The 12928-nt window shown below is 48.1% G+C and carries 10 protein-coding genes; 6 read left to right on the forward strand and 4 right to left on the reverse strand.

What is annotated here, in order from left to right:
• Positions 1-26: 26 nt before the first annotated feature.
• Positions 27-506: a GNAT family N-acetyltransferase gene (locus ACNFBR_RS27660; RefSeq protein ID WP_416737685.1), complete on the reverse strand. Its 480-nt coding sequence runs from the start codon at positions 504-506 to the stop codon at positions 27-29.
• Positions 507-625: 119 nt separating this feature from the next.
• Positions 626-1273, reverse strand: a complete 648-nt coding sequence (locus tag ACNFBR_RS27665) for a trypsin-like peptidase domain-containing protein (RefSeq protein WP_416737689.1) — start codon at positions 1271-1273, stop codon at positions 626-628.
• 342 nt (positions 1274-1615) lie between these two features.
• Here ACNFBR_RS27665 and ACNFBR_RS27670 point away from each other — a divergent pair, with 342 nt between their 5' ends.
• The 6 genes from ACNFBR_RS27670 to ACNFBR_RS27695 all read left to right on the forward strand — a co-directional run bounded on the left by ACNFBR_RS27670 (position 1616) and on the right by ACNFBR_RS27695 (position 9950).
• Positions 1616-2122, forward strand: a complete 507-nt coding sequence (locus ACNFBR_RS27670; protein ID WP_416737686.1) for a sigma-70 family RNA polymerase sigma factor — start codon at positions 1616-1618, stop codon at positions 2120-2122.
• Entirely contained in the window at positions 2122-3063 is a 942-nt protein-coding gene (locus tag ACNFBR_RS27675; RefSeq protein WP_416737687.1) for a FecR domain-containing protein, read from the forward strand. The genes ACNFBR_RS27670 and ACNFBR_RS27675 overlap by 1 nt, the downstream gene beginning before the upstream one ends.
• A 116-nt stretch (positions 3064-3179) precedes the next feature.
• Positions 3180-5660 carry a TonB-dependent siderophore receptor gene (locus ACNFBR_RS27680; RefSeq protein WP_416737688.1) on the forward strand — a complete coding sequence of 827 codons (2481 nt, stop codon included), beginning with the start codon at positions 3180-3182 and terminating at the stop codon, positions 5658-5660.
• A gap of 346 nt (positions 5661-6006) precedes the next feature.
• Positions 6007-7326, forward strand: a complete 1320-nt coding sequence (locus tag ACNFBR_RS27685; RefSeq protein WP_028624202.1) for a DUF6538 domain-containing protein — start codon at positions 6007-6009, stop codon at positions 7324-7326.
• Positions 7327-7617: 291 nt separating this feature from the next.
• The gene (mobC, locus tag ACNFBR_RS27690; protein ID WP_033050921.1) at positions 7618-7992 is read left to right on the forward strand and encodes a plasmid mobilization relaxosome protein MobC; all 375 of its coding nucleotides are present in this window, start codon (positions 7618-7620) and stop codon (positions 7990-7992) included.
• A gap of 11 nt (positions 7993-8003) precedes the next feature.
• A complete protein-coding gene (locus tag ACNFBR_RS27695) occupies positions 8004-9950 on the forward strand; it encodes a relaxase/mobilization nuclease domain-containing protein (RefSeq protein ID WP_169990406.1) in 1947 nt (648 codons plus the stop codon).
• 15 nt (positions 9951-9965) lie between these two features.
• Here ACNFBR_RS27695 and ACNFBR_RS27700 read toward each other — a convergent pair whose 3' ends face one another.
• Complete coding sequence (locus tag ACNFBR_RS27700; RefSeq protein WP_143129380.1) at positions 9966-10190, reverse strand: hypothetical protein; 225 nt, start codon at positions 10188-10190, stop codon at positions 9966-9968.
• A 400-nt stretch (positions 10191-10590) separates the two neighbouring features.
• Positions 10591-12174 (reverse strand): replication endonuclease, encoded by a 1584-nt coding sequence (locus ACNFBR_RS27705; protein ID WP_047296348.1) that lies wholly within the window; start codon positions 12172-12174, stop codon positions 10591-10593.
• Between the last annotated feature and the right edge of the window lie 754 nt (positions 12175-12928).

A 12928-nucleotide genomic window follows, 5' to 3' on the forward strand; every position in this document is an offset into this window, starting at 1 on the left:
CGAGGTGTGTGAGCAAACGTATCTTGCTAGCTAAGTACTTGTTTCATCTGCACCAACGCCACCCGCGTGCCGTCCCACGCTTGCCGCTCCTCGATGCCAAATGGCACGAAGCCCAGTTGTGGATAAAGCAGCAAGCCCGCTGTGTTGTGGTTGAAGCATGACACCCACACTTCGCGGGCTGCGTATTGCTGACGGGCGAGGGCGATCATGGCGGTTATCAGGTAGCGCGCTACGCCATGGCCGCGGGCGTCGGGTGCCACGACCACGTTACCCAGGGCGCACACGCCGTCGTGTTCGGCCTTGTAGAAATTGGCGAAGGCCAGGGTTACGCCGTTGCCTTCCACCACCGTGGAGCCGCTGCGTTGGGCGACGGCGTTGCTCAACTGGCCGGGGGTGAGGGGATAGGTGGCTTTAGGGAACATGTAGAACAGTTCGTCCGGGCTCTGCGGGAAGTTGCAGATGATCGGGATGTCTTCAGGCTGGATGGAGCGGTGGGTCAGATGCATGGCAGGTCCTTCTTGCACGGGTTGATCGGGCCTCTTCGCGGGCAAGCCCGAACCCACAGGCCGCCGCGAATTGGTCATCAGCCTTGCATCATAAGCCGCTTTGCATCGGCACATTCAACTCAAGGCTTGGCCGCCACCGCCACGTAGCCTTTGACCGAAGCCGGTACTTGGGGCTTGGCCTTGTGTGCCAGCAGATACTGATAGCGCCGCCATTCCTTGTCGATCTCGTTGAACGACATGAACACGCTGATGCGCGCCTTGCCGGCCAGGTCCGGGCGTTTGCCGGCGTCGATCTCGCGGGTGGGAATGATGGCGACGTTGATGCCCACCACCTTGCCATCATCGGCGAACACCGGCCCACCCGACATGCCCTTGGTGATCGGGCCGTCGTGCACCGAGTAGAAGACACTGCCTGGCGTGCCTTCAAGCCGTACCAGTGACGGCAGTGCATGGCCCTTGCCCTGCATCGGCATCATGAAGCTGTTGAAACCTACCGCCGTCACGGCTTCCCCAGGCACATACTGGCGCCAGAGTGGCACGCTGCTGGCCTTGTGCTTGAAGAACACCACATCGCCGAGGCCCTCGTGGACCACGTTGCGCAGGAAAGGGGTGTGTTTGGCGGTTACCGCGTAATCCTCGTTCCACTGGATGGCGCTGGCCATCAGCAACATGGGCAGCGGGGCACCTGAGGTAACCACGAAAGCCTGACTGTAGACGGGATCGGAAACGTACGAGGTTGGCACTCCATTGCACCCACTGAGCAGCATCATTGCCGCCATGCAGGGCGCGATATTTTTCATGGGTCACACAGGGCGTGGAGAAAAAGGGAGCGCAACTATGGCTAAGTGCCATTACGCTAACAATACTTTCGAAATATATCCGACGAGTGACAGCTTAAGTATTAGCGTGGGTTACGGCCAATAGGCTTCATGTATGGCTGCAGACCCTGGAGTCATCGTGCTGCCGCCAATTATTTCCTGCTGTGGGCCTATCCTCGGCAAGTGAGCTACCCCTGGACCTGCGCGCGGCATGCGACAGGGCCAATCCAAGAAAAATTGATCTGATAATCGTTATCATCTAAGGTGCCTTCCTCGCCCGGAGGGATACCCGTGATAAACGACGATCTGAGTCAGGTCTATGCCGAGCACAATGGATGGCTCAAGCAGTGGTTGTACCGCCGGCTGGGCTGTTCGGCACAAGCCGCCGACCTGGCACAGGACACCTTCCTGCGGATCCTACAGGCGCAGCAGAAGGCGGGGGCCAGCCTTAGCCTGCAGCGCCCGCGGGCCTACCTGGCAACGGTCAGCCGGCGGCTGGTCCATGACCATTTCCGACGCCAGTCACTGGAACGCGCCTACCTGGAAATGCTCGCGCAGCTTCCCGAGCTGTTCGCGTTGTCTGCCGAGGAGCAGTGGTCCATGCGCGAAACGTTGCAGCAGCTGGACGCACTGCTCGACACCTTCAAGCCGGTGGTGCGCTCGGTGTTCCTGCTGGTGCAGCTGGAGGGCCTGACTTACATCGAGGTAGCGCGCCGCCTGGGCATTGGCGAGCGCACGGTGAAGCGGCACATGGCCAATGCCCTGCAAGCCTGCATCCTGTTCGACGACGACTTCTGATGACCAGCCAGCAATCCCGCATCACCCCGGAAGTGGCTCGGCAAGCAGCCAACTGGCACATGCTGATGCTCGACGAGGCCGTCAGCCCGGTCCAGCGCGCTGCCTGTAGCCGCTGGCGCGCGGCCGCGCCCGAGCATGAGCGGGCCTGGCAGAAGGCGCTGCGGGTTCAGGCCCGGTTGGGCATGCTGCCGCAGCAACTGGCCATGGGCACGTTGAACCGTGAGCGCCGCCAGGCGATGAAGCAACTGCTGGCATTGGCCATCGTTGCGCCGCTCGGTTATGTGGGCTATCGCCAGCTTGTGCCAGCGTCGGCATATGCCACCGACGTTGGCCAGCATAAACAGATGACTTTGGCTGACGGTACGTTGCTGGACATGAACACCGATACCGCAGTGGAGATGGATTTCGACGCGCAGCAACGGCTGATCAGCTTGCGCCGTGGCGAGGTTCTGGTCGACAGCGGGCCGGATACCATCAGCCCCGTTCACCGGCCACTGCGCGTCGCCACCGGCCAAGGTCTGATGGAGGCCCTGGGTACTCGCTTCATGGTCCGCCAGCGTGAGGGCGCGACACAACTGGCCGTGTTTCAGGGGGCGGTGAGGGTGACGCCTGCCCGTGGCCCAGGGCAAACCCTGGAGGCCGGCCAGCAGCTTACCTTCGACGCCTGGGGGCATGGCGCCTTGGCACCCGCCCGTGAACAGGACAGCCAGTGGACGCGTGGCCAACTGGTGGTCGACGAGATGCCCTTGCGCGAATTCATCAGCGAGCTGGGGCGTTACCGAGCAGGCTGGCTACGCTGCCAGGCCGAGGTCGGGCACCTGCTGATCAGCGGCGCTTTCCAGCTGGACAACACCGACGCCATCCTGGCTGCGCTTCCTGCCACATTGGCCGTGCAAGTGGACTACCGCACCCGCTACTGGGTTACCGTCAGTAAACGTTAATGAGAATTGGCCCGTTTTTGAAACTCGTCAGTCCTTATCTGTGGAACTGCCACACATAAAGGGACAATTTCTCAATGATCCGCTCTTCTTCACCGGTCGCCACGACCGGCCTCGCCATGGTTCAACCTCGCGTGCCCAGCTATCGACGGGTGCTCGCCCTGAGCGCCCTGGCCATCGCCCTGCAAGGCGTTGGCGTGCACGCCCTGGCCGCGCCTGTGCAGGCACCGCAAGCCTACAGCATCGCGTCCGGCAGCCTGGCTCAGGTACTTGCCCGGTTTGCCAGTGAAGGAGGGTTTACCCTGCAATACACGTCGGAACTGACCCGTGGCCTATCCAGCCCAGGGTTGCAGGGCCAGTATGGTGTCGAAGAAGGCCTGCAGCACCTGTTGGCCGGCACCGGCCTGCAGGCCGTGCGCCGTGGCAACAATGTCTACGGCTTGCAGCCTGTCCCCCTGAGTGCAGCATCTGGCGGCGCCGCCTTGAACCTGGAGCCGCTGAACATCAACGGCGTCCAGGATGACGCAACCACCGAGGGCTCCGGCAGCTACACCTCCAACGCCGTTACCATCGGCAAGGGGACGCACCGGCTCAAGGACATTCCACAGTCGGTCAGCGTGGTCACGCGCAAGGCCATGGACGACCAGCGCCTCGATACCCTGGATGAAGTGCTGGAAAAGACCACAGGCATTACCACCCTGCAGAGCCCGTCCGGCGGCAAGTACATCTATTCCCGTGGTTTCGAGGTGGAAACCATCCAGTACGACGGTGTGCCACTCGACCGCCGTTACTATGCCATCGGCAGCAGCTTCACCTCCGACACGCTGTTGTACGACCGTGTCGAAATCCTGCGCGGTGCCAACGGCCTGCTGCAAGGCAGCGGCAACCCCGGTGCAGCCATCAACCTGGTGCGCAAGCGGCCGAAAGCCGAGCCGTTCTTGTCGGTGACCGCCAGCGCCGGGTCATGGGACACCTATCGTCAAACCATCGATGCCGGGGCCCCACTCAATGCCGACGGCTCGCTTCGTGGCCGGCTGGTGGCCGGGCACGAAGACCAGAACTACTTCTACGACACCGCCGAAAGCCGCAAGAACGTGCTCTACGGCATACTCGAATACGACCTCGGCGCCGCCACCACGGTAGCGGCGGGTGCCAGTGTCGAAGACCTGCATTCCACGCCTTTCTTCAGCGGCCTGCCGCGCAACAAGGACGGCAGCGCGGTGAACGTCAGCCGGTCCACCTATACCGGTGCCGACTGGAACAAGTGGGACAACAAGCAGACCACCTATTTCGCCGACATTACCCACGATTTCAACGAAGACTGGCGCTTGAAGGCTTCCGGCAGCTACATGCGCGAAACCAACTACATCCTCTACAGCTTCGGCCGTGGTGCCGTCGATCCGGCCACCGGCGATGGCATGCGCTCGCGTGCCTATATGTACGATTTCGAAAACATCAACAAGGGCGCTGACCTCAACCTGACCGGCAAGTGGCGTGCCTTTGGCCGGGAGCACGAAGTGGTGGTGGGCGCCAATGCCAGCGACCTGAAGACCGACGACCTGCAGGGTGGCTTCCTGAACCTGGGCCCGATGAACATCTACGACCCGGTCTCGCCGCAGCGCCCGACCCAGGACCAGTTGATGGGCAAGGAAGGCACGAACACCTACCCTGGCACTTCCAGGGGCAAAATCCGCCAGAACGGCCTTTACGCGGTCACGCGCTACAAGCTGACCGACCCGTTGACCCTGGTCGTGGGTGGGCGCACCAGCAACTACACCTATGACTACGAACTGCATCGTTTCAACGGCGTGTCGCCAACCCCGGCCCATTCGCGGGAGAGTGGCGAGTTCACACCCTATGGTGGGCTGATCTACGCACTGAACGAGCAGTGGTCGGCCTACGTGAGCTACGCCGACATCTTCAAGCCGCAGACCGAGCTGAGCGTGGACAACGCACCGCTCAAGCCCATCGAAGGCTCCAACTATGAGCTGGGCCTGAAAGGTGAACTGTTCGACGGGCGCGTCAATACCAGCTTCGCGTTGTTCCAGGTTGACCAGGAGAACCGCGCCCAGGCCACCGAATGCGGCGCTATCGGTGGTGAAAACTGCTACGTGGCCGGCGGCAAAGTACGCACCCAGGGTTTCGACGCAGAGGTCAGCGGCGAGGTGCTGGACCGCTTGCAGCTGTTTGCCGGCTACACCTACACCCACACCGAGTACCGCAACGACCCGGCCGACGGCGAGTCGCAGGCCGGCGGCACTTTCAATACCTACACGCCCAAGCACTTGCTGCGGTTCTGGGCGGATTACAACTTGCCTGGCGAGCTGGACCCGTGGACCGTGGGCGCTGGCGCCAACATCCAGAGCCGGAATTACCATGGCAACTTTGGTGGTACGGATGGGGTAGGGAAGATCGAGCAGGCGGGGTACGCCATCTGGAACGCCCGTGTGGCCTACCAGATCAACAAGCACTTCAGTGTGTCGTTGAACGGCAACAACCTGTTCGACAAGAAGTACTTCTCCAGCGTCGGTTGGCTGTATGCGGCGAACTACTACGGGGATCCGCGTAACTACACCGTGACCCTGCGGGCGGATTTCTAAAGTCAGGCACCATCGAGCTGCATCGAGGCATGCTCGGAATCCGTAGGAGCAGCCTTGTGCTGCGAAGAGGCCATTGCAGCCGAAGAGGATCTTTAGCCCTACCGGCCTCTTCGCAGCACAAGGCTGCTCCTACAGGCAATTAGTGCTGCCAGGCGAGAAAGTCCAGGCGAAAAAAAACCGACCATAAGGTCGGTTTTTTCCGGATTTTGGTGCCCCGAGGGAGACTCGAACTCCCTCAAAAACATCATAAGACCCAGCAATGCCGCGAGTTTAAAGGCTTTCAGTGGCTTTGGGTAGAAATTTTGGGTAGAATTTTGGGTAGAAATGACTAGCGAAGGCTTTTGCTATGACCGATTTTTTAGTCCTGAAATCCGGCACCTACTACGTCCGTCTGGACGTTCCAGAAGACGCACGGGAAGCCTTTTCCGGGCGTAAGGTTTTGACTAAAAGCCTCAAAACTGGCAATCGTTCGGAAGCCCATATTTTCAAACTACGATGGTTGCAGCAGTGGAAAACCGAAATCGAAAAAGCCCGTAGGGGTGAAATCGGCAATTTCCGTGATGATGTTCTTCAAATAGTTGAAAAGCATCAAAGGGCCATAAACCAAGATAAAATTAAGGGGAAACCCGCAAACAATGAAACAAAAATGGGTTTTGAAGTAATCCAATATACACAAGATAAGAAGTTAAGCATCGACCTTGTTAATGAAGCAATTGATATTGCAGCAGGTCGTTCGGACTACTCACCAAAAACCCCATTTTTCAAAAGTCGCCTTGATGGTTTCTATAACTATGAATTAAATCAACGAAAAGTAGACTTGAATACAGTTGATAGACATATAAAGAGAATTAAAGCACTTGATGCCTTTTTGAAAGCTGAGGACTTATTGCTGGATTATGAGGCAGTTGCTTCATTCTTGATTTCAAAAAATCTGGAATCGAAGACAAAGAAACAATATTTGTTTTCGTTTAATGCCTTCTATAATTTCTTGATTAAAAAAGAACCACCATTCAAAGAACGTTATCCAATCAATCCTTTCAAAAGTCATGAATTGAGCCAAGTTAGACGTGGAACACTCAAAAAAGATGAAAGACGTGCTTTTACGGCGGAAGAGGTTGAAACCTTGCATAGTAAAGCAGTTGAAAAAGGAAAGCGTCAATTAGCCGATTTGATTAAGATAGCGGCCTATACGGGAGCACGCATTGAAGAAATATGCCGTTTAAAAACATCGTCAGTTGTTAAAGAGGATGGTGTGGATTGTTTTCATATTACAGAAGGTAAAACACAAGCATCCGTTCGTTTTGTGCCAATTCATCCGGTTCTCATGGAAACGGTCAAACGGCTTGTTAGTTCATCGGACGATGGGTATTTGTTGAAGACAAGCAAAGGTGGGAAGTATGAAACCAAATCGAAAGGTTTAGGTAATCAATTTTCAATCTTCAAGACAGATTTAGGTTTTGATAAAAAATGTGTTTTCCATAGCATTCGCAAAACTGTAATCACTACATTAGAGCGTGCTGATGTTAAGAACCTTGTCATCATTTCGTTGGTTGGCCACAAAGCTGATGGACTGCTAAGAATGACTTTCGATAGATATTCGGAAGGCCCAACCCCAGCATCTAAAATGGATGCTGTTAAACACCTACAATATAAATTCTCAGTATAATTTTTTATTGTTGTCATCATTCATGAGGCTACCTAATTAGGTGGCCTTTTTAATGCCTGCTATACGTTGCTATACGTTGCTATACACTTTCATTCTTTGTTATCTGGCTTATTGAAAGCTATACAACTTGAAAACATTTTAATATATGTTAACTTGATATTAGTAGTTCGAAAACATTACAGGCGAGCAATGTAAATGTATAGCAAGTTCACTTCGTTCACTTACTAACATTTACGCTCGATTTTTCGCACTACGTTTGAAAAATGTATAGCAATCAATATGGAGGATTGTATGAGTGATAAAGAAAGAAAAAGTAATCAGTTAAATTTTAGACTTCCAAAAGATGATATTCAGCTACTCGAAACACAAAGAGCAGCATTAAAGATGACACAGGTAAAATTTATTTCCCATATTATAAATAATGGAATAAATGAAGTCATAGAAGTATGTAGTCCAAAGTTAAGAGAGGATATAGTCACCATTGAAAAAATATTCAGTCAGATTGGCAATAACCTTAATCAAATAGCAGCAGCGTTGAATTCAGGGAAGCAACCAAACCAAGACATTTTAGATGTTCTGAGCAAATTAGATAAGAACATGGGCGTATTGACAAATAGACTTGAAAGTTTGAAAAAGGAGAAAATAACAATCAAAGGCGATATATGATAAGGAAAAGATTGAGCACCCAGAAAAGCAGGTCAGGAGTATATAAGGCTTCTAAATACTTTCACAAAGATGAGGGATGTGTATTGTTCGAAAGCAACATCTACACATCTATGAACTCATCCAAAAGACAAATTGCGAATGCTATTGCAACATCCATCGAAAATGATGTTGCTGTTAGAACAAAGGGCAGAAAGCAATCAGTTAGAAGTCAGCACGATATGGTCAGCTTTCATACCAATGATAACGTTACCCCTGAACAAGCGAAGCAGATAGTAAAAGAACTCTATGAACAAACGCACAACCTTTCAAATAGAAAGTATGCGTTGGGTGTTCACATTGATACAGATGAGGTTCATGTTCATATTGTGTGGGCTTTAAAAGATTTTAATGGCAAGTGTTACAACGTCAGCAATGACTACCGTGTTATTGAAAGAGAATGTGAAAAGCTTGAACAAAAATACAATCTAATAGTTCCCGAAAATCGAATTTCAAGAGACATGGATGAACTCGACAAAATAAAAGAGCTAACACTGCAAGATAAGAAAGACATTATCAACAAGAAATACAAAGACAAGCATCCATCAACAAAAGAAAGAATGCTTGACGTTCGTGGCGTTATTTCTAACAAGAAACAAATGAAAGACGCTTTGAGTGATTTCCTTAACAATGCTTCCAGCCCATCCGACTTCATCAACCAGATAACCGAGAATGGTTTCAATGTCATTCACAATGGCAAATCATCTTTCTCCATTCAACATGAAGACCAGATATTCAAAGCATCCGAGCTTGGCCTATCTTACAAAACACTTAAAGCGAAACTAGGTGATGACACTGGCTTTGAGCAGACTTTAAAAAATAAGCACAACGTAAAGGAATACGAAAATTGTTCAATCGCTTCAACCGAAGCAGAACCCGACTACATGAAAAAGATTAAACCAAACTCAGTGCTTGCTACTAAGTTCAAGTTTATTCAGCATAGTGACAAGGTTGAATATTTCTATAATTCAGCCAGTAGCAAGAAATCATTCGAGTATTACAAAGACCCATCAAAAGTTTCATTCCATGATTTATCAAGACAGTCAGCAAAGGCTGGCATTCAAAGACTTGTTGCCGACGCCAAACCACCACAATCATTTACAGTGAATGGCCCTGATTACTTCAAGAAGAATGTATGGCTCGAATTTCAGCTAATGGGATTGGAAGCCAAAGGCTTCAAGCTTGAAGGCTACAAACCTACCCCAGCAGATTTAGACGAATTGAAGAAAATTCAGGAGCAATATGCTTCGATGAATAAGAAGGCCGATCCTAAACCGCAACCAGCACCAGAAGCCCCTACGGTGGCCGTAGAAGCACCTAAACCAGTTGAGCCTGTCATGCCTATACCTCTTCAAAAAGCTCCTGAGAAGCCACCAGAGCCTACAAAGCAGGTTGAACAAGAACAGGTAGCACCTACCAACGATGACTTGATTGATGACTTGATGAAAGAGTTTGAGCCATCCAACCCTACACCTGTCGCAGAAGCTCCTACAAAGGCCTTAGAGACACCTACACCAGTAGAGCCTGCCGTAGATGACATTTACGCACCGATGACACCGGAGCCGATTCCAGAGCCTGAAAACCATAAGATTGATGGCGACTATTCAACATATTCGAATGATGAAATTGTTGAAGAATTTGAATGGTTGCAACCGAGACTAACGAAAAGTTTATTTCCGGGCAACAGCACACGAGACATCGCGGGGCATAGAGGAATGGACAACATTCCAGACAATCGTAATGGCATAAAAACTGGAGAGGTTAAGCGTCAATATGAATTAAGACAGAAATTATATAATCTATTTGATGAAATTAAAGAAAGAGACCCGTCAGCCGCAAAACAGCTTGAACAAGCTTTTAAAGCACAGATGGCAAACAAAAGAGCGGTTACGTTTGACTTAAAACCACAGTTAACAAAATAGCCCTATCAGGGCTTTTTATTTGTCTTGGATTTGAAAGTTTCTAATTCCAACTTGTAGCGTTACATCTTTGTTGAACCCGTTAACTTTGCTTACATTTAAGTATTCTTTCATACAATCATTTATAAAGCGTGACAACGGAAATTTGTGAGTATTGGCAATTTCTCTAAATTGATTATGTGTTTCAGCGTCGAGTGTGATGGTGCAAACTTTAAGATTTGCTTTTGCTTTTGGTTTTTTCATTAGTGTCCCTTTCTTATTTATATATATTTATTAGAGCACAAATAAAAGCAAAGTCAAATAAATACATATTTTTCTTGACAAAATTCAGGCACAAAAAAACCAGCATTAGCTGGCTTTGTTATAAGTCCCTTATACATTCGTCTTGATATTCGTAAGGAACTCTACTTTGGTCTACCAGCACCTTGAATGTGTAATCTAATGGGTCAAAAATCAAATGACAAACACTTTTGTCATGTGCATTCTTAACATCTTTATATAAACCATAAAGACCTAGTTTTTTTGTATATTTTAAGATTTCTTTTCTTTTGCTAGTTACCCTTATTAGTTGCATGCTCATAATCTCCTGTTCTTGATAACAATATAACATGCGATTATAAATAATCAATAGATAAGTATTTATTTATTGCAACTCGGCAGCATCAAGCAATGCAGTATCAACAATTTTGTAATTTGCTTTTATATCAATCATTTCTTTTGTGCTCAAATCAATTATGTATTTACCTATTAGTCTTTTTCCGAAAACATCACCGAGCAGGTCATTCTTAAATACTTGTATTTTGCTGTATAGCCTCATTATTTTTAGGTTTCCATTTACAAATATAGAGAACCCAATGAAATCGTTCTTGTCCACAAATGCGAACGCCTTATCAATAACGTCATTCTTGCCTTTCAAGAATGATTTTCTTTTCAGCTCTCTCCACAATGAAAGCGTATTCTTAACGCCGAACATTGCATATCTACGCACAGACCACAGTGCTTGAACTGCTCTAACTTTTTTGTGATTTGAGATTTCCAACTTATCTACATTTAGGACGCCGCCTTTTAACTCGAATTCCAAATTGAATGACTTAGTTAGATACTTCATCACGTATGATGTTGCCTTGCTTTTCTTTGCGTCAATTTCTTCAATTCTTACGGCGTTTTCCGAGTGTCTAAAATGCTTGTTAATCAAGATTACTAATTCGTCATAATGTTTCTTATTAACATACATTAAAGCGTGCTTATGAAAGCACTGGTCTTTGTGAGGTTCGACTGCCCAGAAACCATTCATCTCAATCTTATGTCTATGGATGTCTTTTCTAAAAGCATTCCATAAGCCTTTCAAGTAATCATTGCTATCCTTTGGGGTTGAACCGTCCCAAGAACTAACGCCTTTCGACGGCTTTGGATGAAATCTTGCCGGAGCGGTAAAAGTTATGAAAAGAGGCTTATAGTCAAGTTGTTTGGCATAGGCGTCCAACGATGAGACTTGGATAAATATCTCAGCAAATCTTTGCTTTTCAGTGCTTGCTACTTTCCATAGTGGGATTTTCTTGTTGTTTTCATTAACAAGAGATTTCTTCATTATGTAATCAAGCTGGCTGGCTTCGTCAGCTTCTCTATTGCGAACAACTTCATCACTACAAATCTCAAATGCTCGACCGGAACCAATCAAACCTGAGTGCAGCTTTAAAAGTTCGCTTCTTTGTTTTTGTATTCTTTTTATTTGTGATTTAAGTCTTTTCTCATCAGCAATGTTGATGAGCTTGTCTTTTATAGTTGACCCTTTAATGTCCTTTATTTTGATACCATAACCGATATCCCAATCATTCTTTATGCGTGAAAAAATACTCTCGCCGGATTCATCGTTTTTAAGATTTCTTTGCTTTATTATTAGTTGTTCTTGAATTCTCCCGAAAACAAACTCGATATTTTTGACAATATCGTTCAAGTCGCCAGCAAGAGCATATTTATGCTGTATCTTCCAGCATCTATATTCACTGCAAGTGGTAACCCAATTGAAGTTATCCTTAATATTCATTATTTCTTTGGCCAAGCTTGCACGCTTTCTTTTTGATGAGTTATTTAACTTATTTTCAAGATATTCCTTTGCAGCCATCTTTTTTTCGATAGCTTGCTCAAAAACATACTGTCTTTCACATTCTGCAAAGAAAAATTCGGGAGTAAGATTTTTAAGGATTATGCGTTGTGGAATAAATATCATGCAAATTATTATTGTTTGTTACTAATACAAATACCATGCCGTGCATGATTGTCAAATAAATAAATATTTTTACTTTCTACCCTGAAAAAACTGAATTTTTTAAAAATCAAAAGCGTCCAAAAAAACCTATAAAATCAACTTGCGACACTTATTTAAGAGTTATCCAAGAAGAGCAAAAGCAAAAGCCCGCCCTAACAGGCGAAAAGCATCTGGGTATTGCGAACAAAGTTCGCATATCAAAATCAAAAGCGTAGAACTCAAATTTTTATATTCAATAAATTTTGAGTAGCAAAACTTTCAAAAATCAAAACCTTTGAAATTGCCGTTTTTAGACGATTTACCATCTTGTGCGTATGGTAATACCGGGAATTAAAACACGCCGTTTTTAGCTTGTTTCTGTTGACGCACTAGAAAAGTGCATTGAGTTTTTTCTACGTTTTTTGTCGGTTTTTTGAGTTTCAATTTTCTTGGATAGTCGTTTTTTGGCTTAAAATCAATGAAAAACGTTGTCAATAGAAAACCGAAAATATATTTAAGGTGGGACCTTAATTATCAAATAGAGGTCAACCATATTCTTTAAATTTCACAGAATATGAAATGACCATCCACCGCGTTCATCTGGTAATTTTTCAAGCTTGAACAAGGCGGTTACAGGAGCTGAGTGCAACACGGTTATTGAATTGAAGCTGGAGCATCATGCCGCATAGCCATAGCTTCCTGCATCACCTCGTCCATAACCTCGATCGGACACTTG

The organism is Pseudomonas sp. NY11955 (genome assembly GCF_048068035.1).
In the GTDB taxonomy this organism is placed as follows: Bacteria; Pseudomonadota; Gammaproteobacteria; order Pseudomonadales; family Pseudomonadaceae; genus Aquipseudomonas.

Coding starts and splice junctions, on each gene's coding strand:
- ACNFBR_RS27660 (WP_416737685.1), bottom strand. CDS start 506: ATGCATCTGACCCACCGCTCCATCCAGCCTGAAGACATCCCGATCATC.
- ACNFBR_RS27665 (WP_416737689.1), bottom strand. CDS start 1,273: ATGCTGCTCAGTGGGTGCAATGGAGTGCCAACCTCGTACGTTTCCGAT.
- ACNFBR_RS27675 (WP_416737687.1), top strand. CDS start 2,122: ATGACCAGCCAGCAATCCCGCATCACCCCGGAAGTGGCTCGGCAAGCA.
- ACNFBR_RS27680 (WP_416737688.1), top strand. CDS start 3,180: ATGGTTCAACCTCGCGTGCCCAGCTATCGACGGGTGCTCGCCCTGAGC.
- ACNFBR_RS27685 (WP_028624202.1), top strand. CDS start 6,007: ATGACCGATTTTTTAGTCCTGAAATCCGGCACCTACTACGTCCGTCTG.
- mobC (WP_033050921.1), top strand. CDS start 7,618: ATGAGTGATAAAGAAAGAAAAAGTAATCAGTTAAATTTTAGACTTCCA.
- ACNFBR_RS27700 (WP_143129380.1), bottom strand. CDS start 10,190: ATGAAAAAACCAAAAGCAAAAGCAAATCTTAAAGTTTGCACCATCACA.
- ACNFBR_RS27705 (WP_047296348.1), bottom strand. CDS start 12,174: ATGATATTTATTCCACAACGCATAATCCTTAAAAATCTTACTCCCGAA.